This is a genomic window from Burkholderia sp. 4M9327F10 (genome assembly GCF_005503145.1).
Taxonomy (GTDB): Bacteria; Pseudomonadota; Gammaproteobacteria; order Burkholderiales; family Burkholderiaceae; genus Paraburkholderia.
Window position 1 is genome coordinate 1 of record NZ_SCNV01000077.1, and the last position, 22,343, is coordinate 22,343.

A 22,343-nucleotide genomic window follows, 5' to 3' on the forward strand; every position below is an offset into this window, starting at 1 on the left:
CCCTCAGTGAGGGGGGTGCTTGCACCCCCCTCACTGAGGGTGGAGCCTTGTTCAAATCGCAGTTAAAAACAGTTAAAAGAGAAGAAGTTAACCGCGCGCGCGTTTACGGTTCGCGAGACGCCCGCGGGGCGTGGGTTTGCGGGGCGTTCGGTGGCTCGATAGACGCGTCGGCGGTGGTGGGATAGACGTAGTCTAGGTGGTGCGATAGACGCGGGCGGTGGTGTGATAGACGCGAAGGCCACAATGTTATCCACAAAAATGGGGTGGGTGGTGCGATAGACGCGTCGAAAAAACAGCTTTTCCCCGATCTATGCCAATTGAATATTCACTCTAATCAAGGGCATAGCCCTGTCAGAGCGGGCGTTTAGCGATTCAAGGTCCGTTTCGCGGTGGTGGGATAGACGCGCGGGGTGGTGGTGCGATCGACACATTCCAAGGGGGGCCGTGTGTTGCATCTGGTGGTGCGATAGACGCGGGCGCGTGAGTGGTGCGATAGACGCATTATTGGGAGTTTTTTTGCATCGCGTGGCAGGAGTTGAGACGCCATCCCGAAAAGCTGTCGCTGGCTCCGGGTGGTGCGATAGACGCGCTTTCGGGTCGGGCTCGTCTGTCACTTGCGCGCCGGCTGCCGGGTACCGCTGAAAGTGAATACAGTGGTCAGCTCGACCAAAACGAACGCACGACGAAAAAGAGGATGGCGCCCACTACTGCGGCGATCATGTACTTCTGTGCTCTCGTCAGCCCGGGGCGTTTCTGGAAGGCACTTAGCAGGTTTGACACATCCGCATCAAGCTTTCGCAACTGTTCCTGCGACAAGATCTGCCATTCAATCAACATCGGCCGGAGTCGGTTGAGCCATACATCGCGAAGTTCCGGCGCGGGCATATCGTGCAGGATCTGCCGCAGGGTTCCATCGAGCGCGTCATCGCTGCCCGGCACTGACGCGAGATACTTCGCAGTCAATCCTAGCTGCTCCTCCGTTCCGTGAAGGAGAAGATCCCGCATCGCCGCACTAGGATTCTCCGCACTGGAAAGTAACGCACTAAGCCGCTCAGCCGGACCTCCAAGGCCATCCTGAATCCTTTTCGCCTCGAGTTCGGCCTGCCGCAGAATCCTTTGCTGCTCGATCTCGGAATGCGCCATGAAAGTCTGTGCATCCTCCGCGGCTTCGGCCATCACTTGCTCAGCTTTCGCGTCAGCACGCCCGATAATGCGCCCGGATACCTCGTCAAGCGACAGGTCACCGCGCGCGTACGCTTCGAGATAGGCGACTTCGAGCTTATCCAAGCCTCCGGCCGCCATCATCTCGTCGACGATCTGACGGCGTTCCGCGCGTTCCTGCTCGCTTAGCTCTCTGTTCATTATCGCGATCCCATTGTTTGTCTCTGGTCCTGAGCAAGCTCAAGTGTAGCTCCCGCCACTCCACGCGGACATCGCGAGCGTCACATAAGGGCTGGAAAAGCCTAGCGAAAGCAGATGGTGAGTTTTCACTACCTGCGACACGGGACACCGGCCGGATCCGAGTAGCCAGCCTGCGCTGCCTACTGGTTTTCTCTTCCCGCCGAGCCTCCCTTGCGCTTATGCTGTCCATCCCGGAACTCGGCACGCGGCGCATCTCGTGCGCTGCCCGTTGCGACATGGCGAAATACGACTCCCTCGAAACTCATCTACGAAACCTGAGCGGCAATTTCGTACGGCTCACGTTTGCTGAGATCAACGAGATCCTACCGTCGCCATTGCCGCGCTCGGCTTACGAGCATCCGCCGTTCTGGAGCAACACCACTGAAGGGCGCACGCATGTCTGGGCGGACGCATGGCAGCGAGCCGGATGGCGAGTGACGGGCTATAGCCTTGAGCAGCAACACGTTGATTTTCGTCGCTTCCAGGCGGCGTCAGCTGACACTCCGCAAGGCCGCGAGGACAATGCTGGCGAGACCCGCGGTGTCGAGCCGGGCCAGCGCGATGCGGCGCCGGCAGCCAGTGACGGCGATGGTAGGCAGGAGAGCGAGGAGCGACAGCTCGTCGCAATCAAGACACGCCGTGGCCAGCCGGATTTCCGTGAGAGGCTTCTGCGGGCGTACGGCACCGCCTGCGCAGTTAGCGGCTCATCGGTCGAAGCGCTGCTGGAAGCTGCGCACATTGTCCCGCACGCGCTCGCAACTAACTACGCCACCACCAACGGAATGCTGTTGCGTTCGGACATACACACGCTCTTTGACCTTTACCTGATTTCGGTTGACTCTGACTATCGCGTGACCATTTCGCGGTCCCTGGAGTGGACGGAATATGCGCAGTATCGCGGCCGGCGCCTCGTCGCGCTTCCCGTGGACATGCAGGAACGCCCTTCAACGGATTCCCTGAAGCTCCATCACGACCTGTTCATCGCGCGCGAAGAAGCGCTAGACGATTGAGCACAACCATCTGCGAGGCCCAACGATGAACGTGCAGCCCGTGTCCGTACGGACCGAAACCCTCTTTCTCCTCGATCGCAATGTTGTCTCGATAATTAAGACCGCGGTGTCGGGCAACGAACAGCCGGACGATAAAAAACAAGCGGCCCTTGAGGCATTAAGGGCAATTGATTTACCGCAGAACAGCATCAGCCCCATCCTTTCGATTATGGAGGGCGAAAAGGGACGTGAAGACGATGTCGATCAAAAGGCCCTGTGTCTGGACACAGAGGCAGATGCGATCGGTCAGTTTTTCAAGCTGGCCAACACGGACGCTGCGCATCTTAGCGGACTGAAAGGCCTTGCGGCCGAGCTTTTTGCTGGCATGAAAGAAAGCCAGTGGGACAATCGAGCGGGCTTCCTCACGAAGGCCGCACCGCTCGTCGTACAGAAGGTGGCAACGCAAGACCGCAGGGACGTCGAAGACAAACTTGTCGAACTCGCGGCCGCAACCGGGCTGGCCGCCAACGATGCGATCGTGATGCTATTCCTGGCCTGCCTTCACGGCAGCAACGACGCACGCAAGGTGATCAAGCCAGCAAAACCGAACCCTTATAACGTGCTGTCGGATCTCCATGTTATCCCTCGCGTCGGCTTGATCAGGGCAGTCGCACGGCAGTTCCCTACGCCGATCAACGTCCTGTTCCGGACATTGGACGAAGGCTTGTTTGGCGTACTGTCTCAGGTGGACATTGTGCTTAGCCACCTCACTGACGAGGGCGAGCTACAAATGCAGATCCGGTACAAGCCTGAGCTATTTCCCGACCTGGCCCGAACCGACGCGATCGCCATGCTGCAGCGGTTGGCGGACACCACCGCGGCAGCGTCTGGCGGGCAACCTGAAGCGACGAACGCCACCGGTTAGTGCAGGAGGTAAAGGATGGGGAAGACCACGGTCGGCAGCGCATCCTGACGGGTGGAATGCGCTGTGCGGCCCGGGCGGCCGCTACCGACACGTGTGTGAAGCGGACTGAGCTAAGCTGGCAACAGATCCATTTGCGCTTTCGGGTCCGACTTTGAATCCCATCTGCGCAATGTGTAATACCAGTTCAGCAGCTTCTTGGACAGCAGCTCCCTGTGAATGCCGGCGATGAGCTGGGCGTTCTGCTTCTGGTTGTCACGATCGCACCGGAAGAAAATGACCATCGCCTTGTCGTCGTCCAGGGCTATATGGAACTCGGGCATCTTATCGGCCACCATAGCGGCGACGACGTCGCGCCGGAAGTATTTCTGAGCCTGTGCCGATCCCGACTTGGCGTAGAGCTTGTCGAGCCCGATCTTGAACCACAGCTTTTCGCCGCAATGCTTCTTCGCAAGGTCGTACAGCCGGCGTTCGAGTCCTTGCGCCAGATCGAAATACCCAGGATGGATCGTGAGTACTTTGCGATTGATCAATGAGTCGAAGGTCCACGTCGACAGGATCAATTCGACTTCAAGCGCGCCCTTCTTGTTGCCCGTGTACGTGATGATCTTGTAATTTTCGATCAGGCCGTATCCGTAAAGGCTCTCGTGGATGCCCTCTTCATTGGCGCCTAGCCGCGACGCATCGAAGTTGGTCTCAACGATCGTCCCCTTCAAACGGCGGCAACTGTCGACGATGCGGGTGTATGACGCTCCGCCTGTACTGCGGCCCGTGTAGACGAGAAAGTCCCGCACCTTGAAGCGGATGCGGCGGGAAACCGGAAGGTTTGCGTCCGCGGCCTTGCAGATCTGAGTCGCTGCGTAGACAAGAACGTCCTTGTCGAAGATGTTGGCGGCGCCGACGACGCTCGGGATGATTCGCACGATCTGTTCACCGTTGCGATACACCCTGACACGTGTGTCTTTGCCCTTTTGCAAAGAAAACAGCGGGAATTCGAGAGAATGAAGATCCTCACGCGGCTTCCACGTTGCGAGCAAGCGCTCGGCCGCGAACAGCTCGAGTTGCTCGGCGTCATGAAACGCCTCTTCCTGTGAAACAGACATCTCGGCGTCCTGCGTGTCACTGGTCATGTTGACAACGCGTTCGACGGATCGCCGATAGTCCTTCTTTGTTTTGCTATGCCCCGGTATTGGCCTGCGCAGTGAGTGACTGCTTTGTTGTTCGATGGTGCTCATTTATCGCACTAACCCCTCATTTCATTCCAGCTTGCTCTTTTCTATCTCGAGCGCTTCCATGACGGCGGCGATGGCAGACTGGATTTTATTAGCGTCCTTGCTGCGTCTCGCTGTGGCAAGAAACGTTTCGAGCGGCTTCACTAGGTTAATCGGCAATTCGAAGCCATGCTTTAGCCATAAAGCCGCAATATCGCCCTTGGAGTCATTCATCGTCAGGTACGCCTGGTAGTAACGACCAACAATCGAGCTGACTCGTTGCTTCGTCACTTCAAACCGCGTTTGCACGTCTATCGACGCTTCACCGTCGACGATCACCGCCCGTGCAATGTCCCGTGTTTTTTCGGCAAAAGGCTTGGTGCCCTGCAGCTCGACCTGCTTGCGCATGAACGAATCAAGTGCCGTAAATTTTCTCGCAGTAAGACGGAACGTTGCCAAAGTAAATATCCGACACGATATGGTTGACGGGCTATGAAAAAAGGGGCTTATCTGCCCCTTTTTCCTGTGCATTAGAGAGCCCAATTGTTCGGCGCGAGAGGATGAATCTCACGGTCCGTATCGTACCTGAAATCGTCTGGCAAAACGCCCGCCCTGCGGCTCGGATGCAACGTATTCAGTAGCTCTATTGCGCTCTTAGAATTTAACTCATCATTCAACCTGTTTATCATTTTCCCTGCCCGCGGCTGTCCGACGCCGACCAACGCAGAACAAGCCAGCTGGACAAATGCGACCCAAAGCCTCCAGTCCGCGTCTTCCTCTGGCACGCCAGCGGCCGCCAGATCTGCCTGTAGCTGACGCAGGCGATGGATTGATCCGGTCGATTCCTGGAACAGTTCCTCCGCCCGCCAGATGACGGTCTTCATGGGGTCGGTGCCGCCCGCCCTCTCCTGCTTCGGTCGCGGTGCGGCCGCTGCTTCGCGGGGAGCTTTTTGCGACTGCAATGCCTGCTGGACAGCCTGTGCGACCGAAGGCGCGGACACCGAGTGCTCACTATCGTCAGCCGGTCCCTCATTATGGGATGACGGCAGGCCGGCGGCGTCATCGGCCGTGGAGTCGGCGGGGTCGCCGCGTTCATCGGCCGAGTGTTTCGCGGGGCTGTTCGGCCTATCGGCCGCTGCCGGCAAGGCTGCCACAATATGCGCGTCACTCTGCGCCGTACCTTTCAATTGCGAAAGCCGGGCGTCAAGCGTCACCCGGCCCAATTTCTCGCCTGCTTTTATCGCGGCGGCCAGTTCGTGTGCGAGTTCTGTGCTCTCGGCCTCAATGTCGTCCATCTTGTTCGCGGCCTCGATGTCGTCGAACATGCCGGCGTCGAACAGTTCCCGCGTGATTGGGCCGTACTTCCGGAACCGAAGGTGTTTGGATATCCACGACTCGCTACGCTGCTTGCCCTTCGGGTTAGTCCACAGGCGTGCGGCTTCCTCGCGTCCAAATCTGTCGATGTCGCTCGCCAAACCCAGGGCCGTCTCTTTGGCAGAAAGCGGTTTGCGATCGACGTTCTCTGAGATCTGGTACATCCGGATGACGATGTCCGGGGTGCTTGCTGGAAAGACCTTTGCCGGGATTTTCTGCCATCCGTTGAAGATGCTGCCGCGCACGCGTCGCTCACCGCCGATCAGTTCGAACTGGTCGTCTTCCAGTGCGCGTACGAGAATCGCGGTGTGGACATGGCCAACCGTCTTCAGGCGCTCGGCGAACGCCTCGATGTCGCTAAAGTCTACGCGGTCCTGCGGCTTGGTTACGATCTTCGAAATCGCAATTTCAGTAGTGATCGCGCCTGTTGCTTCCTCGATCGCCGCGGCCATTGCGCTGCCGGGCTTCATCTTCGATAGCTGAGCGAGACTCGTCAGCTGTTGGCCATTTTTGAGCTGCATAATCATTTTCCCTTACAGACCAATACGTTTGAACAGCGACTCACACACGGAACGCATTTCCGCTGCTGCGCGCCGGTCGCTGTCACCGCGTGGGCTTTTCCAGACTGGATGTTCCTTCGCGAGTTTTGTTGCAGAACGTTCCTGCAGCTCAACATCCAGCACGGCGTCACCCCATTTCTGGCGCAGCGTGATCCGTTCCGTCTGGTCGTAGGCCCGGCGTTTGTTGACCTTGTTGAGAAGCACGCCGAGTAGTTCGAGATCCGGATTGAAGTTCTCAGCGATGATCTGAGCCTTCTGCGTGAGATCGAGCAGCCCGCTGGTCGCGTCCTTGTCCAGGTCACACGGCATCAGCAGGTAATCCGCGCAGATCATTCCGGCAAAGAGCAGGTTACTCATCGTCGGGGGCGTGTCGATCACACAGATGTCGTACTGATCGTCCAGCCGGTTCAGCGCAGACCGTGCGTGTTGGGTGCAATCGAGTGGCCACCCTAGTACTTCTATGAGGTCGTCCGACCCGGCGAACAGATCGACACCGGGCGCGATCGACATAGGCCGAGGTTCCTGCCCACTCATGAACAGTAAGTGAGCACTGCTGTCCGGCGCGATGGCTGGGAGCTGAATGCTGTCCCAATTTACGGATCGGGCACGCATCAGCGTTTCGTCCGCATTCATCATCAACCGGTACAGCATGGTTCGGGTGAGGTTCGCCTGCGGATCGAGATCAATCACGAGGGTGCGCAATCCCCTTTCCATAGCCGTGAATGACAGGTGTCGCGCGGTGGTGGTCTTTCCTACACCGCCCTTCTGGTTCGCAATTCCAACCTTGTGCATGTTTCTCCCCGCCTTACGCGTAGATGGCCTGCTCGATCGGCTCGAACACGCGGCCCAACGTATTGAAGACAGCCAGCCAGTTGGCCGCGTAAAGATTGACTCGCGCCGATTGCGCATCGGTGTGTTGGCCCGCAATGCTGTAGTGACAGCCTTCCTGAAAGCACGTAACACGAGCGACAGCCCGAGCCGGGTCGACGTCGAAGCAGATCCATGACGCCGGATTGGTGCTCCCGCGCGCGGGCCGGTCGTGGGCGATCTCGACGGTGAGATGACCGTCTCTGGTCTCGTCAACAGTGCAGTGGACGGCCATATCACCGGCCACTCGCGGCGGAGCAAAGTGCGTGCGGCTCGATGTCTTTCCAAGATTCGGAATCAGTTCGGTAAGGGCCTGGTAGATGCGCGATTGCACGGTGTTGGACATGAGACGCTCCGGTTATTGACGGTCCATTGATTTTTGATGGGTGACGTGTGGTCACGTGCAACGGATATTATTATTAGAAATGTTGACGGTCAATAGATGGTGCGAAATAAGTCCGATATCCCCCTGGATCGGGCTACGTGGTTCGGCTAGAATCGCTCGTGTTTGAGTGCGTTCGAAGTGCCCGAAAGGCGAGGTTTCGTGGCTGCTGACGCCGCGAGTCAGGCCCGGCTTGGTCAAGTAGAGTCGAGCGGGAACGACGGCCCTTCTGGTCCGGATGGACAGGACTGCTGCAGTCGGAAGGTCTTTCATATCTGCGCCGCTGCGCGCACTCCGTACAAAATTACAGTACGGTCGAACAGTGAGTAAAATTTCGCATGCGAAAGTGTGAATCGGACGGCGTCATAACAACGGATCAGGAGCTGATCGTCTCGCTGCTGGACTCCGGATGTACGAGAGCTGAAGTTGGCGACCGGCTGAACATGTCTGCCGCTGTGATCGGCCGGCAGATATCCCGGATCAGAGAGAAAGTGAAACTAGGCACATATGATCCTCCACCCTTACCTATCGAAGCCGCTTTGACGCGGTGATACACCGACATGATCCGTTTCGTTCTCTGCCTGCTCGGCGCCCTGTTCATCCAAGCCGCGGTCATGGCCCACACGGCTAATGGCGGCTCAACTGACTTCTTCACCAGCTTTGGCGAAGGCCTCCGCGCGTCGGTGAACTTCGACATCGGAATTGTCCGTAACGCGGCCACACTGGTTGGAGCCAAGCTCAACTAGTTTCGTCGTACGTTTGCCCGCAGGACGATCATATCGCGAATAGGTCAAAATGGCATATTTGATGATAGTAGGGAGCATACGCGTATGCCCCCTACGATCAACATCAATGACGAGCGTTACAAGCGTCTGCGTTTCCATATGCGCAGGCTTCGACTTGCTGCCGACCTCACGCAGGTGCAACTCGCTCAGCGGCTGCACGTAGACCAGCCGAACGTTTCTAAAATCGAGCGCGGAGAGCGATATGTCGATGTTTTGTTTTACCTCGACTGGTGTCGCGCCTGTGGCATTGATCCGGGTACCGCGTTCTCGAAACTTGCCTCCCTGGACAAGCAGTGAGCTATGAGGCGGCGTTCGCGGGACGGCTCTGCGCCTGTCCTGACCAGACCGTCGCAAACTTCCCCTTCCCCGCCGCACGCAGCGCGTTTTTGATAGCGTCGAGCTGTCCCGCAATGCCGCCCGTGAGCTGTCGAGGTTGTCCAGCCGACTCAGTCTTGGCTGCAGCGGTCTGCATCGGGGCATTGCTCGCGAATCCGTCGAACGTGGCGTCACGCGCTTCGGTCGCCGGTTGCAAGTCCCCTTTCCGGATGCCTTTGGCAAACGCCGATTGCCATCCATTCAGTACGGTCCGCGGGATGCCTTCGACCGCATCAACCACGGTCAACGTGCTTCCGTCCACGCTGAGGGTTATTCGTCGGGTTCCGATCGCGTCGTAAAAGCTTTGGCCAACACAGCGCGCTACCGTGGCCGTCACTTCCGCATTTTCGGTTGCTTCTCGTTGCTGCAGAACGGTTTGGTTCCGAAGCTGCCGGGCACGATACGCGAAGTCAACAGGCTTGCGAAGAAGGGCGCGGAGGTAGTTGATTGGCGCGTGCGCTTTTTTGAGTCCAGCCCAGCTGACGTCGACGACGTCGGAGAGGAATTTGCCGTTTGCTTTGGCTTCGGTCATGAGTTTGAAGACCAGAAATTCATGAAATCCCAGCGAAGTGAGGCGTTTGAGATCCTCGGGGAGGGTGCCTGGTTGTCTCTTTTGAGAAGCAGGGAAAAGATCCTTATATATAGCTCCGTCTGCCACGTTGGCAGACCGACTATTCAGCGACTCGCCCCGGGCTTGCTGCGCACCTTCGGCCTTGGCATCTGGTGACGCCGTGTGACTGGCTGGAGCTTCCTTGACGACGAGACCAAGCAGCAAGGCCGCGCTTTCGGTGAGATGGAGGTAGGCGCGACCAAACAGGCCAGCTTGGCCATATCGGCTTTGGGGGGGGCGCGTGATGAGGCCTGCAGCTTCGAGATCATCGAGACTGCGATAGAAGGTCCGCATGGATTGCATGGCACGGCCGGTAAGCAGCTCACGGCGCGCGAATATGGCGGCGTAGGGGCGTTTGGCGTCCACGGTGCGGGCGAGAGCGGCGAGCAGGGCGCGGGAGCGTGCGCTGACGCCTTGTAGTTGCGCGGCACGATGGACGGCCCGGAATATCACCCAAGGCAAGTTGGTTGTGTCGCAGGTGAATTCGGCGCGAGCTTGTGCGTCGCCTTCTGCGGTTAATGTTTCTGCTTCGCAAGGATGAGCTTCACCCTCGCCAGCAACAGAGCGTTGCGCGATAGACATGTCGAGCGACCATTTTCAGAAAATGGAAGACACATGCTTGACTGCCGATCGCTTTCCGCTACACTCCGAAGTGTCAGTGCTTCGCCCGATTAGCCGTCGGGGGAGTGCAGCAGGAGGGGCGAGCGACAGCAAGCCCAATATTCAAAAGCCTTCGGAATTAGCCGTTCCGAAGGCTTTTGTCTTTCTAGCGTTAGAGCGTCATCGACTGCATCTAAGCTCCTTTCTTTTCCAGTAAGTCATTGATTTATAAGTATGTACGACTCGTACATCACTCCTTGCTCGTGATCTGGTCGGCGATGAACTCTCGAATCCGCTGCGCCCAATCGCTTGCAGACTCTGCGTCCTCGCCCTTGAATTGAACCCCTACGACCCCTTTGCGAACCGAAATTTCGCAGATGTGGCGCTTGCCGCTTTTGACGAACAATTTTTCCGGCGCGGCAGTCTTTGGTCGCTGTGCGCGAGCCATGCTCACAGCCTGCTCTTGCGTCATGGTCTCGTCGTTGACGAGCTTTTCGATGGCCGCAATGACTGCCTCGGTCCGCCCCGATTCTGCTATCTGAGAAAGGGCCTGCGCCGCAGTACTGCCTAGTCGCTCAGGCCGTCGAAAGAGGATCTCTTTCGCTTTCTCAGGCAGCGCGTCGTAGCGCATGATCCGAGTCACATGCACGCGGCTAATGCCCGCAATCTCTGCCAATGCCGCGTGGTCCAGTCCCGTTTCGGTCTGCAGTTGAAGGAAATTCCAATACTTCTCGAAGTCCGAAAGGGAGGGGGCCAACAGGTTGCTGAAAAACGCGAACTTGCTGACATCCTCATCGGCGATATCTTGGGTCACGGCACGAATGCGTGGCCGGCCCAGCTCGCGATAAATGGCAGTGCGGTTGTGGCCGGCGACCAATTCACGTCGGCCATTTGGCCGGCGGCGTAATACCACCGGTGTAATCAGCGGGTTACGTTCGAGGTTGGCTTTGAGTTCAGCGTATTCTTCCGGACTCAGTTTTCGGCGCCTGCCTTCTACCTCGTCGATGAGGTCGAGATCGACTTCTTCCTCGGCTGTGCGTTCGGCGAGCGCGCGCTTCAAGCGCTCAATTTCATCATGTTGTTGCTCGGCGGTGGCCTGCAAGTGCATGAGCTGGCCCGGAGCGGTCCGGGGGGAGCCGACCGGACGACTCCCAGCCGCGGCCACCTCTTCGCTCGTGAGCTTGATGCCAGCCGCCTTAGATGCAAAATTCTTCATCGTCGCCATGGTCGTCTATCCTTTTTGCCAGAGACTCGAGATCTTGTCGTCCACCCGGTCGACGAACTGGTCGCACGGGGTTCGGATTCGCCGGAGAGTCTCTGCGCCGCCCTCATAGACCGTGAGGTCGTAGACGGTCGCGAACCGCATATTGGTGTTTCGCGCAACGTCGGTTTCGGGTATCTCGACAGGTATCACCCTCGAGCCGTAGAGTTGGGAAATCCAAGACTGAACGGCTTTCGCCGCGGGCTTTGGCGTCATCCGGGTCACCAAGATATCGATGAAATCGAATTCCTTCCTCGACTCATCCCCTCTAGCGGCCATGCCGGTCACCAAGTCCGAGAAGAGGTGCCAGAACTGAACCATAGACGCGAACGCCAGTACGTCCGGAACGACTGGCACAATCACACCGTCAGCCGCGAAAATGGCATTGATCGTCAGGTAGCTAAGCGTGGGGGCCGTATCGAGGATGATGTAGTCGTATTCATCGCGCAGAGCCTCAAGGCCCTTGTGCAGCACGTTCTCAAAGCGCTCGCCACGGGCACCTGCGGAAGCGCGAGCGGGCAGCATGAACTCCGCGTTGAACAATTCCGTCGACGAAGGGATCAGATCGAGGTTTGGCCAGTAAGTGGACTGAGGAAGCGCCGACATGTCGAACGGCTCTCCCTTCAAGAACGCTTCCACCAAAGGCATGATCGTCTGCGACGCGTCAACCTCAGCGTGCGGATTTATCCCATAAAGCGTCGTGGCGCTTCCTTGCGGGTCTAGGTCGATATGGCAGACTCGTCGACCCCGCCGCAACGCGAGCCCCTGTGCCAGGATGGTCGACATCGTAGTTTTCGTGACGCCGCCCTTGAAGTTGGCTACGGCAATGACTTTGCCCGGGCCGCTACGTGGGGCAGGGTTCAATTCGGCCTTGACCCACTGGACCGCCTCCTCCACGGTAAACTGTCGTGGAGCGCCTCGACGGGACTGCGTGCCTTGCGGAAGCTCGCCTTTCTTCATGGCGTACGCCATCCGCTGCGTGTCTATGCCACACATCTCTTGCACCCGGGCGGAACTGATCATCGGCGGGACTTTCCGCGGGAACGGTTCAAGCAGCTCGTCGCGAATCTTCTGAAGCATGAAGTCAGATAGGCCGGCGAGCTTGATAAGGTCTTCGGGCGTCGTCTTTCCGGGATTCGCGAGGTCGAGATCCATAGCGTTCTTAGGGCGTTCCATTCCGGTGGTTGTGTTCTATCGTTTGGGCGAAAATACGGCCAGCCGATAGAATTTCCCGAAGCGTAGCTGTCGCCTTGGGTAAACGCAAGTTAACTTTTACGGGGATGTATCGCCTGGGAGCCCTGTAAATGCTGGGTTCGGCGGATTTTCGTGAGAAATTACGTGAGGAAAAGCGCAGGCGGACCAGGCTGCAACTGGCGCTTTCGCATGCGAAAAAACTAGCTTTGCGCGTCGAGAAGCGCGTCCTCGAAGAACGCATTGACTGCTCTGTAACGCCGCGCGCTGTCCCCTTTTGTATAGATCGTCGTCGTGGCCAGGCTGGCGTGCCCGAGGTTCGTCTGCACGTCGCGCACGTCTGCGCCGCTGTCGAGGGTGTGGTTGACGTGGGTATGGCGCAGCCAGTGGGTACTAGCGTTGCGCAGATCGGCCGCGGCACCGGGGTAGCGGGTCTCCAGCTGATCCGCCGCGCGCTCGAAGATCCGCTTGAACAGGCGGGCAACGGCGTCCGGCGTCAGTCGCCTGCCGGTCTGCAGATGCCCAATCAGCGGTGTTTCTTTCGGGCATTCCAGCAGCGCAGGCATGCCGTGGGACGTAAGGGTGCGCTCCAGCTCGGCCATCAGTTTTTCCGGCATGGGCACGCGCCGGTTACGGCGCCCCTTGCCCCGTACCTTTAGCTCCCAGGCGTCGTCCAGTGCGCCGTCCAGCGCCGCACGCGTCAGATCACCCGTCATTGCCCCGGCCAGTTCCGCCCGGCGCAGGCCGGTGGCGTACGCAAATAGCAGGGTGAAGTGGTCGCGCTGCTCCTCCGGCGTGTATTCGATCCGCCGCGTCGTCTGCAGCACGTATTTCCATTGGGCGTGCGTGAGGGTGCGCCCGGTGGTATTGACGGCCTCGACCTCGCTGGACCTTGGCAAGCCGTCAAACGGGTTGCTGGCCAGATACCTCTGGCCGACCAGCCAGCTGAACATGGCACGCAGGATCTTGCGCGCGTCCTCGCGACTGCGGTCTTTCAGCGGGCCAGCGAACGGTCGCCAGGCGGGCTCGAAGCGCTCGACGCGGCCGCGGCCAACCCAGCGCGCGGCTGGCTGGGGGTCCATCAGGAACACATAAATGTATTCCGCGCAGTCCAGCGTGTTCAGTGACGACAGGGGTTTTCCCTTCTGCACGATCGCCCACAGCAGCAGGCGCTCGCCCTCGCGCCGGTACGTCCGCGCGGTGTCGGGGCTGCGGGCGCCCCGAATCCTCACCCAGGCGGAGACTGCCGCCAGATCCGTGTTCAGTTCGGCCTGGTGGGCGGGAACGGGCGCGCGGTTCAGGCCTTGCGAGCCGTCGAGTTCGGCGGACACGCGCAGTGCCTCCATCGGCACGATGTCCGGCACCGTGCCACCGATCGGCGACCGTAACAGCGCGGGATGTCCGGCCTGCAGCTGCCGGCGCGGTGTGGTGGCCAGCGGTGACAGTACCTGTCCGAGCGATCCGGCGTGCAGCGACAGCCAGTCCATGATGCGCTGCGCGCCCTTCGGACCGAGTTTCGGCACCTCGGCGTGCCAGCGGTTGCGGCGTCGGCCGATAAGGGCCAGCAGGTCCGCGAGCGTCGCCAGGCCCGCGGCCGTGAGGCGCGCTACGACGGCGGGCTCGAACCAGCCTTCCAGCGGGTGATGCGGCACGGGATCGTGAACCAGCGCCTTTTCCATGCGTGCCAGCGCGTCGGCCTGCCGGCGCCGCAGCCGGGCGTTGCGGGCAATGCGCCGGTCAACGCGAGGCGAGGCCTCGGGCGGAAAGTCCGCGCGATACAGCTCCAGCAGTTCGGCCTCGCTGTAGACGCCGTCCGGATCGACGCTATCGCGGTACGCGTCGAGCGTCGGCACGGAGTCCTGCGCGTGCAGCTCGGTCGGCGGAATACTGCCCGGTTTCAGCCGCAGCAGGTGCGCCGCCTCGATGTCGCGGGCACGGCGCGCGGCCACCGTCGGGTGAAGCAAAAGTGATAGCACCGCCGGAAGCGCAACTCCTTGAATTCTCGGCCTCCGCCGCCCGACCGCTTCCAGATTCACTTCCGACCACGGAGAAGTGAAAGTTGGAATCTTCGGACTACTGAACTGAATGTTGGAAACTTCGGTGATGGCCATGCTGCGAGTCCCGCATTCGAGCTTTGCGACGGCTGATATTAGCGCAGGGAGGCAAGACGACCGTGAAACATCCGGCGTTGAACTGGCCTCGCCCGGAAGTCCATGTGTGGTATGGACTTCCGGCAATTTAAAAGGGAATGTTTCACAAAAATGGGCGGGTCCGCCGGCGAGATGCATTTCTTAAGCCCGTTTTTCGTTTGCAGCGGGTCATTTACCGAGCTCAACACATAGTTTGTATTGATTCGAACGTAAAACGTATCAATCGTTACGAAGCGGGTTGGGCGCGTGCTGGCTTTGGCATCAAGCGGAGGTCCGTAGAGGATGCTCCATCCCGTCGTGTTCTGCCGGCGCTCCGGCGCGGCCGTCGCCCGGGCAGTGTCCGCGTCGCGTCTTCCGTTTTTGTACTACAACTGGGTAATTGTGTTTGAAGACTGAGGGCGGCGATGACCAACCTGCGGTTCGTCCGTGCGATCGACGATGTGCGCCCTTATGGGACGCATCGCTACGATGTCTATGGACCCAAAGTCGACCGCCGACTCACCCTGTTCGGTCATCGGACTTTGAACGCCTGGCTGCAGCTCGAGTTCAATCCCGATGTCGTCGCTTACTGCGAACGCCCGCTTCGCGTTCCCGATATCCGGCCTGCACGGATGGTCGATTTCTGGGTGCATCGAGGTAATGACGGCGAACGCTTCCTGATCGTACTACGCGGTTCAGAACTGAAGTCGTTCGCGGCACAACCCCTGCGATTCGCGGCATTCGATGCGTGGGCACGGAAAACCGGGATACAGATTTGCATGGTCGGTGCGGAAGAAGGTGCGCCAGTGGATGTCCTGAGGCGGAATCAGGCCACCATACTTCATCACGTTGCAACCGATCACACTTTCGTAACCGCCGAAATGAAGCAGCGTGCGTTCGCCGCATGCGGGGAGGGCGCAACGGTGGGCGAACTCGAAAAGCGGTTATTGCCGCTGGGCGGGACGCTGGTGCGGTCTGCCGCCTTCATGCTGGTGCTGGATGGCAGCCTCCTGTGTCCGACGCTTGCCCGCAAGCCACTCAGCCGACAGACCCAACTGGTGTGCGCATGAAGACGATGACCTTTGGCGAACTCAGGTTCGACCGGGACTCGATCCCGGCCGAACTGCGCGATGTCGCCAGCTGGCCGGGCGCCGATGACGGTGCGTTGTCGAGCGAGGCGCGCGATGTGTTGCATCGACGTATTCAGGCCATGGCGCTGTTTGCCGATGGCCGCACGTCCTTACGCGAAATCGGTCGCGTGACAGGACTGCGGTTCAACGATCTGTACAGGCTGTTCGAGCGCTGCGTCACGATGCACGAGGACGGCCGGATCTTCGGCGTGCGTGCGCTGATACCGTACAGGCATACGCGCGCTTATCAGCGTAGCGCTGCCGTCACGCTTTCCCGTGACGGCAGCAAGGGTGGAACAAGCGGTGCGTTCACCCAGCTTCTGTTCCGCTACCCGGAGATCGCGCACTGGATCGAACGAAAGGTCGACGAACGGCGGCGAAAAAACGGCGGACAACGCGAGGTATTGCGCGGCCTTCGCCGCCTGCATCGCGACTTCCTCGATCAATGCCGGCGGGCCGGCGTCGAGGCGCACGACTATCCGTTCAACCAGCAGTATCTAGGTGAGCGATCGCTGGCGACGCATGTGCGGCGTCTTGCAACCCGGCACTTTGATGCAGCGGCGCAGGCGGCCGGCGCGACGCAGATCGCGCATGCTTGGGAAGATGCCGGCGAACATGTGCGCAAGCCGGCCGTCGACCCGTTGGACGTCGTCGAATTCGACGGTCACAAGATCGACCTGCGTCTCACGCTCAGAATCGATGATCCGCTTGGCTTCGAAACCCTTCTCTCACTGCACCGGATCTGGATACTGGTGCTGCTGGATGTCGCGACGCGCGCGGTGCTAGGCTACAGCCTCGCCGTGGGCCGGGAATACAACAAGGACGATATCGCCGAAGCATTGCAGGCGACACTGACCCCGCACGCGACGCGCGCCTTCCGGATTCCCGGACTGCGCGTGCGTTCGGGCGGTGGGTTTCCGTCGGAGGCCATGCCAGAGACCGCGTGGGCGTGCTGGAATACGCTGCGCTTCGACGCCGCAAAGGCACACTTCGCGCAGGCAACGCTCGAGCGCCTGACCGGCATCGTCGGCTGCTGGTGCGATAACGGACCGTTGTGTGAAAAGAATGAACGTGCATTCGTCGAACGGTTCTTTGGTCAGCTCGCGGCGCATTTCGCCCATCGCCTGCCCGGGACGACTGGCGCGGCGCCGCAGTCCGTGGAACGCGCACTCAACGATGTGGGCGGAGATCTGTCGCTGCTGATGAGCCTTGATGAGCTCGAGGACGTGATTGATGTGGTCCTCGCCGACTACAACGGCGAACCGCATACCGGACTGGGAGGGCGTACCCCGCTCGAAGCGATGCGCTTTTTCCTTGCGCGCGACTCAAGCCTCCTCCGCACGTTACCTGCCGAACGACGCGGCACGTTGTGCCTGCTGCAGGACGCGCGGGTAGTGACGATACGCGGCAGCGTCAAACGCGGCGAGCGGCCCCACGTCAACTTCGAATACGTGCGCTACACCGGCAGCATCCTGTCGAGCAATGCGTCGCTGATTGGCCAGCAGCTGCGCATCTACTTCAATGTCAAGGACATCCGGCACGTGCATGCCTTCTTCATGGACGGCTCTGAACTCGGCGTGCTGACCGCTGTACGGCCGTGGTGTTTTTCGCAGCACTCATTGCGGGTGCGGCAGGAGATCTTCAGACTGATCCACCAGCGCAAAATTACGTATCGGGACGGCGAAGATCCGGTCGAGGCATGGTTTGCGTACAAGAAGACCGAAGCGGCGAGACATCAGCGCAGTGCGAACGACCTCGCCCGCATGCTGACGGATCGGGCGAAATCCCACGAGAGCCCACCGGCGGTACCCGGGCGGATGTCGCCGCAAGCGCAATCACAACCCGCGACCCGGGCCGCGACGCAACCCGGTAGTCCGCGGCCGTCGATCCGGCTGACGCGGATCTTCACGTTTTCCTGACGCGATGCTCCGCCCGACGACGCGACCGCTGGCGCCCGATGCCCATCCCCTGCTCAACAAGGGCTACATGGTGCCCACACCCTCGATAGGCGCGATGTACATGCGCATTCTCCGGTGCGTCAGACACGGCGTATCAGGGGCGATCATCTATGGCCATACGAGATGGGGCAAGACATACGCGATCCGCTATTGCGTTCGCCTGCTTCGCGAGGAACTGCCCCGTTCCGCCATCCTTCATGTCGGCATGCCGCAAAATCCGTCCCGCTCGGAAGGCCTCTTCTTCGGCATGCTGCTGGCAGCCGCGAGGCATGATCGGCCTGACAGCGGCTCGGCCTTGCAGCGGCGCTTCCGTCTGTATAACAGGCTGGCCGAAATGGTGGAGCGCGTGTCTGGCAAATCGCTGATCGTATTTGTCGATGAAGCACAGCGTCTCGAGATTGAACACTACGAATGGCTGCGCGATGTGCAGGACGAGCTGGAACGTCGCGGCGTCCGGATGTATACGTTTCTGATCGGTCAGCCGGGCATCCTGAACCGCAAGACGTCGTTCAGACAAAGCATCGATACCTCACAGATCGTGTCGCGCTTCATGATTGAGGAAATGCGTTTCGAGGGATTCCGTTCGGCCGCAGACCTGGAGGTGCCGCTTAGCGCGTACGACGAGTCGGTTTTTCCGGAAGGAAGCGACTGGACCTTTACGCGTTTCTTCTTCCAGCGGGCATATGACGCAGGATTCCGGCTCGGCGGGCAGAATGAGCTGGTGTGGGACGCATTCAGCGAGGCGCATCGGCGTGCACGCTTCGACTTCACGATGGAACTTCCGATGGAGTTTGTCGCGCGTGCCGTGGAATTCGCGCTGGGCGAGAACATGCTGCATGATGCGCCGGATTTTGCGCTCAGCCCGGCATTGTGGGCACAGGCGGTTGACGAATCGGATTACATCGCAGCGCTCGAAGATCTGCGTATCGTCTTTGTCGACGACGTCCCTGGTGGATCATGAGACGCCGCTTCGACATCCTGCTTCCTCTCGCCGACGACGCACCGATGGGTGAATCCTGCTGGCGCGACGACTGGAATGTACCCGGGCAGTCAGCGTTCATGCTGCTTGCCAAGTTCCAGCAACTCAATGCTATGTCGTGTACCTCACTGGCAAAGGCGTTCCTGCGCAAACCGGGCCCGTGGGCGCTACAGCGGGACATCGATTTGCGCGATGCGCGGCAGTTCGACCTGCTCCGCATGACGTACCTGCTACACATGTCGCTGCCCGATGTCGCCGCCGCCTTTCTGGCGCCCTGGGATCTGTCCGAAGTCGAAAGTGATCCGACGCTACGCTGGTGTTCGCAGTGTGCGGGGCGGGGCGTTCACCTCACAGCATTCCAGTTTGCAGGCTGCGACACGTGTCCGGTTCACGCTTGCAAACTTCGCGACCGCTGTGCGCAATGCGGTCGGACGATGGTCGCCTATCGGCTGCGGGCTGGTATTTTCCGCTCGCCGTTCAGTTGTCCGGCATGCGGGCATGACTGGGCGCCAGCGCTTCGTAGCACTGACGATCGCGCACTGCGGTTATCTTCCGTCTACCGGTATACCGTGGCGCAGAGTTTAGCCCGTGGCTGGTTTGGGCGCAGAGCGCCCAATGTTCGGCGACTTCTGCGTCCGCCCGACCTGACCGGGGAGCAGGTGACCTGGCTGGGTTCGGCACCGCGCCGGGGGAGCGGTACCGATGTGGCGAAAGCTTCCAGCCAATGGCTTGCACGGGGGCATACTGATGGCGATCAGTGGGGGATGGTTTTTCACCGCGACAGTAGTCATGCGGTTCGAGGACCGGATGATGCGTTGCGAGCAAACCCTGCAACGCAGTTCCCCGCACCCGGGGGGAAGAGCGGCGACGACATGCTGACGGATTCCGTCGCATGCTACAAGGCGATCAAACGATACGTCCTGCGTTGCATCGGGAGCAGGCATCGCGCCTGCGTCGTCACCGCAGCCTCGCACCTGACGTGGCGACTCGATGCGCTCACAACGACGCCTTTCTGTCCGGTAGCACAAGCGGTCCTCCGGTGGCGCACCAAATGGGAGGGTGTCGGTGTGCCGTCCCATCTGCTGGTCAAAGGGGACCATGGATTCCTCGGGATCCTTGTCTGGCTTTCGCTGTTTGCGCCAGTGGGTCTCCCGCAGTGGAGCAGGGCGACTGACCGCTGGGTGATCCTGCACATATTCGCTCAGGCGTGTCTCGACAGCTTTGATCGCTATCTGCAGGAAGCGGTGGATGCGACCGTCAGATCGGCGCCCGTATGGATGCCGTTTCCCGTCGTGGACTTTCCGGAACGTTCATGGGCGGTGCTGGACGGAGATCCGGAGCGATGCCTGGTTCGCCTGCTGATTGCTCCGGCTCCGGCCCGTCGTGCTGCACAAAAGGGAGAACTGCAGATCAGCGGCAAACACTTCCAGCAGCATTGTGGCAACCTGAACCGGAATGCCGCGCCGGCCGACCGGCCGATGGTACGTGCGGGGCGCAGACGCGCGATGAATTACGACGGTGCCCGCAAATCGACTGACCCGTTGACCATAGATCATAAAGGAAACATCGGTGTGACGGCGATGGTGCTGGCGGTCCTTGCCGCATCAGATGCCGCATAGGCGTGCTGTGCACGCCGCTTAGGTGCGGTCCAGCCAGGGACGAAACGGCAAATGCAAGGATACACTCCCACGATCCGTCGCAGCGCGAGTACGCGAAACTGTTCGGGCCAACCGGCCGCCAGCTGGCATGCCGCCTCCTGCGTCCGTAGCAGTCGGATGCGGTGTCGCGCCACGCGTGGACCGCTTTAAATGTTTCACAACTTCGCTATTAAAACCGTCACTGCAACGGCGTGCCGGCCCGACATTTCGAATTTTCGTCGGTGAAACATTTAAAGTGGCCTGCGGTTGCGCGCCGGTCAAAGTACCCCGCGAAGGCGCTTCGGGCAATGCAAGCGGTGCGTTTGGGCAACTGCTGCAGCGTTATCCGGAAATTGGTCGTTGGCTCGAGCGGGAGGATTGCAGAGCGAAGTCGGCCGCACGCAGAGTTGGCTGAAGTGCATCGTCAACTATGGCGCTTGCACGGCGCGTTCATTGACCAGTGTCGGAAGGCGGCCATTCAGGCAAGTGAGTAGCCGTTCAACCAGAAGCACCTGGTTGAGCGGACACTCGCAAGTTGCACCCGCTAGCTGGCCAACGGAGCTTCGACGCAGTAGCACGAGCTGTCGGCGCGGGGCAAATCGCTCTCCCATGGAGTGAAGAGCCTGAAACCCTACGAAAGCCCGCGACGCGACCGTATGAAGCCGTCGAATTTGACGGACACAAGATGGATGTGCGTCTGACGCTACGTATCGATGCCCCGTTCGGCTTTGAGACGCTGCTCGGGTATTGTCAACATGTTGACAATACCCTCTTTAGAACATATGCCGGATGCCCAGACGCGCCATGATCTGATTCGTCGTCGAGGACGGCGCATCGGCGCCTGTGATGTACGCAGTATTGAGCGGCGCCGCGCTCGCTGCGGCTCCCGACACGTGCTGGTACATGCCCTGCACGTAGACGTCGGTCCGGCTCGACAGCTTGTAGTCGCCCATCAGGCCGACCTGTTGCCACTTCGGCTTCGAGTTACCCGCTGTGCTGTCAAAGTGACCGATCGTGTAGTTGTACATCGCACCGGCGAAGATGCTCGGGGTGAACTGGTACTTGACGTTCAGTTCGAAGTTATCGAACTTCAGCGAACTCGCCTCATTGGCAAAATTGCCGACGTAGACCGATCCTGTCGCGTTCGTCAGGTCGGTGTGCGAGTAGACGAAGCCGACAATCGCTGCTTCGGCGATCGTGTAATTGATGCCTGCGCCCCACACTCGCTCACGCCCCGCGAAGAACGCAGTATCGTCGGCGGCCAGCGATCCGGTATTCGTTCCGCCCGGGTTGTTGATCTGCATGTAGGCTGCGGCGATCGCGACCGGCCCACCGACGTATTGAGTACCGACGCTATACGAGCGGTTGTTCGCAAAGCCGCCGGCCTGGTTGCTGAATCCATACAGGCCGCCAAACGAAAAGCCGCCATACGTGTTGCTGGCGAACTTCACGGAGTTGTTCAGACGGAACGAATTGTCGGTGTTGTCGTTGTCGAACGGGTGTGACAGCAGGTAGCCGGCCCAGTTGCCGTTGGCTGTGAGCGGCGCAAGATAGTCCACCACCGAATCGTATTGCCGCCCGAGAGTCACCGTGCCGAGGGTCGCCGACTGCATGCCGACCCAGGCCTGGCGACCAAACATCCGATGTGCCTGGCCCAGTGCCCCCGAATTGACATCAAAGCCATTTTCCAACTGGAAGACCGCCTTGAGTCCGCCGCCAAGATCTTCCGTGCCCCGCAGACCCCAGCGGCTACCCTGCGCGAAGCCGCTTTGCATTTCCACGTTGCTATGGCCGCCTACGCTGTTCGTGTAGTTCAGGCCTTCGTCGATGAGGCCATACAGCGTTACGCTGCTTTGCGCCAATGCGTGGAGCGGAAACACGACCGCGCCCAACGAAGCGCCTGCGACAAGCAATCTTTTCATATTAGTCAATCCTGAGAGTGTGAACATATCCGTGCTGTGCCGCGCATATTGCGTTGTCTA

The 22,343-nt window shown here is 59.9% G+C and carries 19 protein-coding genes; 8 read left to right on the plus strand and 11 right to left on the minus strand.

Translation table 11 applies throughout. The annotated features are described in order from the left end of the window. Window positions 1-657: 657 nt before the first annotated feature. On the minus strand, window positions 658-1,362 hold the full coding sequence (locus FFS45_RS37095) for a hypothetical protein (RefSeq protein WP_137959611.1): 705 nt from the start codon (window positions 1,360-1,362) through the stop codon (window positions 658-660). Between the two features lie 218 nt (window positions 1,363-1,580). On the opposite strand from FFS45_RS37095, the gene FFS45_RS37100 reads away from it, so the two are divergent. After that, window positions 1,581-2,411: an HNH endonuclease gene (locus FFS45_RS37100; protein ID WP_236721169.1), complete on the plus strand. Its 831-nt coding sequence runs from the start codon at window positions 1,581-1,583 to the stop codon at window positions 2,409-2,411. A 25-nt stretch (window positions 2,412-2,436) separates the two neighbouring features. Continuing rightward, on the plus strand, window positions 2,437-3,315 hold the full coding sequence (locus FFS45_RS37105; RefSeq protein ID WP_137959612.1) for a hypothetical protein: 879 nt from the start codon (window positions 2,437-2,439) through the stop codon (window positions 3,313-3,315). A gap of 110 nt (window positions 3,316-3,425) precedes the next feature. Here the strand turns inward: FFS45_RS37105 and FFS45_RS37110 are convergent, their stop codons facing one another. From FFS45_RS37110 to FFS45_RS37130, 5 genes are all read right to left on the minus strand, one after another. Further along, the gene (locus tag FFS45_RS37110; protein ID WP_249363085.1) at window positions 3,426-4,415 is read right to left on the minus strand and encodes a replication initiator protein A; all 990 of its coding nucleotides are present in this window, start codon (window positions 4,413-4,415) and stop codon (window positions 3,426-3,428) included. A 153-nt stretch (window positions 4,416-4,568) separates the two neighbouring features. After that, window positions 4,569-4,931, minus strand: coding sequence for a TrfB-related DNA-binding protein (locus tag FFS45_RS37115; RefSeq protein WP_063501132.1), 363 nt, complete (start codon window positions 4,929-4,931; stop codon window positions 4,569-4,571). 122 nt (window positions 4,932-5,053) lie between these two features. Beyond that, window positions 5,054-6,418, minus strand: a complete 1,365-nt coding sequence (locus tag FFS45_RS37120; RefSeq protein ID WP_137959615.1) for a ParB N-terminal domain-containing protein — start codon at window positions 6,416-6,418, stop codon at window positions 5,054-5,056. A 12-nt stretch (window positions 6,419-6,430) separates the two neighbouring features. Further along, window positions 6,431-7,249 carry a ParA family protein gene (locus tag FFS45_RS37125; RefSeq protein ID WP_063501130.1) on the minus strand — a complete coding sequence of 273 codons (819 nt, stop codon included), beginning with the start codon at window positions 7,247-7,249 and terminating at the stop codon, window positions 6,431-6,433. A 13-nt stretch (window positions 7,250-7,262) separates the two neighbouring features. Further along, window positions 7,263-7,670 (minus strand): hypothetical protein, encoded by a 408-nt coding sequence (locus FFS45_RS37130; protein ID WP_063501129.1) that lies wholly within the window; start codon window positions 7,668-7,670, stop codon window positions 7,263-7,265. A 596-nt stretch (window positions 7,671-8,266) separates the two neighbouring features. Between FFS45_RS37130 and FFS45_RS37135 the strand changes: the two genes are divergently transcribed. Together FFS45_RS37135 and FFS45_RS37140 are read left to right on the plus strand one after the other, a co-directional pair. Beyond that, window positions 8,267-8,452: a hypothetical protein gene (locus FFS45_RS37135; protein WP_063501249.1), complete on the plus strand. Its 186-nt coding sequence runs from the start codon at window positions 8,267-8,269 to the stop codon at window positions 8,450-8,452. Between the two features lie 84 nt (window positions 8,453-8,536). After that, the gene (locus FFS45_RS37140) at window positions 8,537-8,788 is read left to right on the plus strand and encodes a helix-turn-helix transcriptional regulator (protein ID WP_137959616.1); all 252 of its coding nucleotides are present in this window, start codon (window positions 8,537-8,539) and stop codon (window positions 8,786-8,788) included. 1 nt (window position 8,789) lies between these two features. Here the strand turns inward: FFS45_RS37140 and FFS45_RS37145 are convergent, their stop codons facing one another. The 4 genes from FFS45_RS37145 to FFS45_RS37160 form a co-directional block, all read right to left on the minus strand. Further along, window positions 8,790-10,058 carry a Replication protein O gene (locus FFS45_RS37145; protein ID WP_137959617.1) on the minus strand — a complete coding sequence of 423 codons (1,269 nt, stop codon included), beginning with the start codon at window positions 10,056-10,058 and terminating at the stop codon, window positions 8,790-8,792. Window positions 10,059-10,326: 268 nt separating this feature from the next. After that, a complete protein-coding gene (locus FFS45_RS37150) occupies window positions 10,327-11,301 on the minus strand; it encodes a ParB/RepB/Spo0J family partition protein (RefSeq protein WP_249363086.1) in 975 nt (324 codons plus the stop codon). Window positions 11,302-11,307: 6 nt separating this feature from the next. Further along, on the minus strand, window positions 11,308-12,492 hold the full coding sequence (locus FFS45_RS37155) for an AAA family ATPase (protein WP_063501244.1): 1,185 nt from the start codon (window positions 12,490-12,492) through the stop codon (window positions 11,308-11,310). Window positions 12,493-12,731: 239 nt separating this feature from the next. Continuing rightward, complete coding sequence (locus tag FFS45_RS37160) at window positions 12,732-14,639, minus strand: phage integrase family protein (protein WP_137959618.1); 1,908 nt, start codon at window positions 14,637-14,639, stop codon at window positions 12,732-12,734. A 443-nt stretch (window positions 14,640-15,082) separates the two neighbouring features. Here FFS45_RS37160 and FFS45_RS37165 point away from each other — a divergent pair, with 443 nt between their 5' ends. From FFS45_RS37165 to FFS45_RS37180, 4 genes are read left to right on the plus strand one after another with little or no spacing between them, the layout of a single operon-like run. Continuing rightward, on the plus strand, window positions 15,083-15,727 hold the full coding sequence (locus tag FFS45_RS37165) for a hypothetical protein (protein WP_137959619.1): 645 nt from the start codon (window positions 15,083-15,085) through the stop codon (window positions 15,725-15,727). Further along, on the plus strand, window positions 15,724-17,706 hold the full coding sequence (locus tag FFS45_RS37170; RefSeq protein ID WP_035481686.1) for a hypothetical protein: 1,983 nt from the start codon (window positions 15,724-15,726) through the stop codon (window positions 17,704-17,706). Before FFS45_RS37165 ends, FFS45_RS37170 begins: the two co-directional genes overlap by 4 nt. A gap of 4 nt (window positions 17,707-17,710) precedes the next feature. Further along, window positions 17,711-18,706, plus strand: a complete 996-nt coding sequence (locus tag FFS45_RS37175) for an ATP-binding protein (protein ID WP_137959620.1) — start codon at window positions 17,711-17,713, stop codon at window positions 18,704-18,706. Further along, window positions 18,703-20,343 (plus strand): hypothetical protein, encoded by a 1,641-nt coding sequence (locus tag FFS45_RS37180; protein WP_137959621.1) that lies wholly within the window; start codon window positions 18,703-18,705, stop codon window positions 20,341-20,343. The genes FFS45_RS37175 and FFS45_RS37180 overlap by 4 nt, the downstream gene beginning before the upstream one ends. Window positions 20,344-21,134: 791 nt before the next feature. Here FFS45_RS37180 and FFS45_RS37185 read toward each other — a convergent pair. Then, the gene (locus FFS45_RS37185) at window positions 21,135-22,283 is read right to left on the minus strand and encodes a porin (RefSeq protein WP_137959622.1); all 1,149 of its coding nucleotides are present in this window, start codon (window positions 22,281-22,283) and stop codon (window positions 21,135-21,137) included. Window positions 22,284-22,343 lie beyond the last annotated feature (60 nt).

What these genes read in the sequence shown, in the direction of transcription:
- FFS45_RS37095 (WP_137959611.1), bottom strand. Translation starts at nt 1,362, where the DNA reads ATGAACAGAGAGCTAAGCGAGCAGGAACGCGCGGAACGCCGTCAGATC.
- FFS45_RS37100 (WP_236721169.1), top strand. Translation starts at nt 1,581, where the DNA reads ATGCTGTCCATCCCGGAACTCGGCACGCGGCGCATCTCGTGCGCTGCC.
- FFS45_RS37105 (WP_137959612.1), top strand. Translation starts at nt 2,437, where the DNA reads ATGAACGTGCAGCCCGTGTCCGTACGGACCGAAACCCTCTTTCTCCTC.
- FFS45_RS37110 (WP_249363085.1), bottom strand. Translation starts at nt 4,415, where the DNA reads ATGTCTGTTTCACAGGAAGAGGCGTTTCATGACGCCGAGCAACTCGAG.
- FFS45_RS37115 (WP_063501132.1), bottom strand. Translation starts at nt 4,931, where the DNA reads ATGCGCAAGCAGGTCGAGCTGCAGGGCACCAAGCCTTTTGCCGAAAAA.
- FFS45_RS37120 (WP_137959615.1), bottom strand. Translation starts at nt 6,418, where the DNA reads ATGCAGCTCAAAAATGGCCAACAGCTGACGAGTCTCGCTCAGCTATCG.
- FFS45_RS37125 (WP_063501130.1), bottom strand. Translation starts at nt 7,249, where the DNA reads ATGCACAAGGTTGGAATTGCGAACCAGAAGGGCGGTGTAGGAAAGACC.
- FFS45_RS37130 (WP_063501129.1), bottom strand. Translation starts at nt 7,670, where the DNA reads ATGTCCAACACCGTGCAATCGCGCATCTACCAGGCCCTTACCGAACTG.
- FFS45_RS37135 (WP_063501249.1), top strand. Translation starts at nt 8,267, where the DNA reads ATGATCCGTTTCGTTCTCTGCCTGCTCGGCGCCCTGTTCATCCAAGCC.
- FFS45_RS37140 (WP_137959616.1), top strand. Translation starts at nt 8,537, where the DNA reads ATGCCCCCTACGATCAACATCAATGACGAGCGTTACAAGCGTCTGCGT.
- FFS45_RS37145 (WP_137959617.1), bottom strand. Translation starts at nt 10,058, where the DNA reads ATGTCTATCGCGCAACGCTCTGTTGCTGGCGAGGGTGAAGCTCATCCT.
- FFS45_RS37150 (WP_249363086.1), bottom strand. Translation starts at nt 11,301, where the DNA reads ATGGCGACGATGAAGAATTTTGCATCTAAGGCGGCTGGCATCAAGCTC.
- FFS45_RS37155 (WP_063501244.1), bottom strand. Translation starts at nt 12,492, where the DNA reads ATGGATCTCGACCTCGCGAATCCCGGAAAGACGACGCCCGAAGACCTT.
- FFS45_RS37160 (WP_137959618.1), bottom strand. Translation starts at nt 14,639, where the DNA reads ATGGCCATCACCGAAGTTTCCAACATTCAGTTCAGTAGTCCGAAGATT.
- FFS45_RS37165 (WP_137959619.1), top strand. Translation starts at nt 15,083, where the DNA reads ATGACCAACCTGCGGTTCGTCCGTGCGATCGACGATGTGCGCCCTTAT.
- FFS45_RS37170 (WP_035481686.1), top strand. Translation starts at nt 15,724, where the DNA reads ATGAAGACGATGACCTTTGGCGAACTCAGGTTCGACCGGGACTCGATC.
- FFS45_RS37175 (WP_137959620.1), top strand. Translation starts at nt 17,711, where the DNA reads ATGCTCCGCCCGACGACGCGACCGCTGGCGCCCGATGCCCATCCCCTG.
- FFS45_RS37180 (WP_137959621.1), top strand. Translation starts at nt 18,703, where the DNA reads ATGAGACGCCGCTTCGACATCCTGCTTCCTCTCGCCGACGACGCACCG.
- FFS45_RS37185 (WP_137959622.1), bottom strand. Translation starts at nt 22,283, where the DNA reads ATGAAAAGATTGCTTGTCGCAGGCGCTTCGTTGGGCGCGGTCGTGTTT.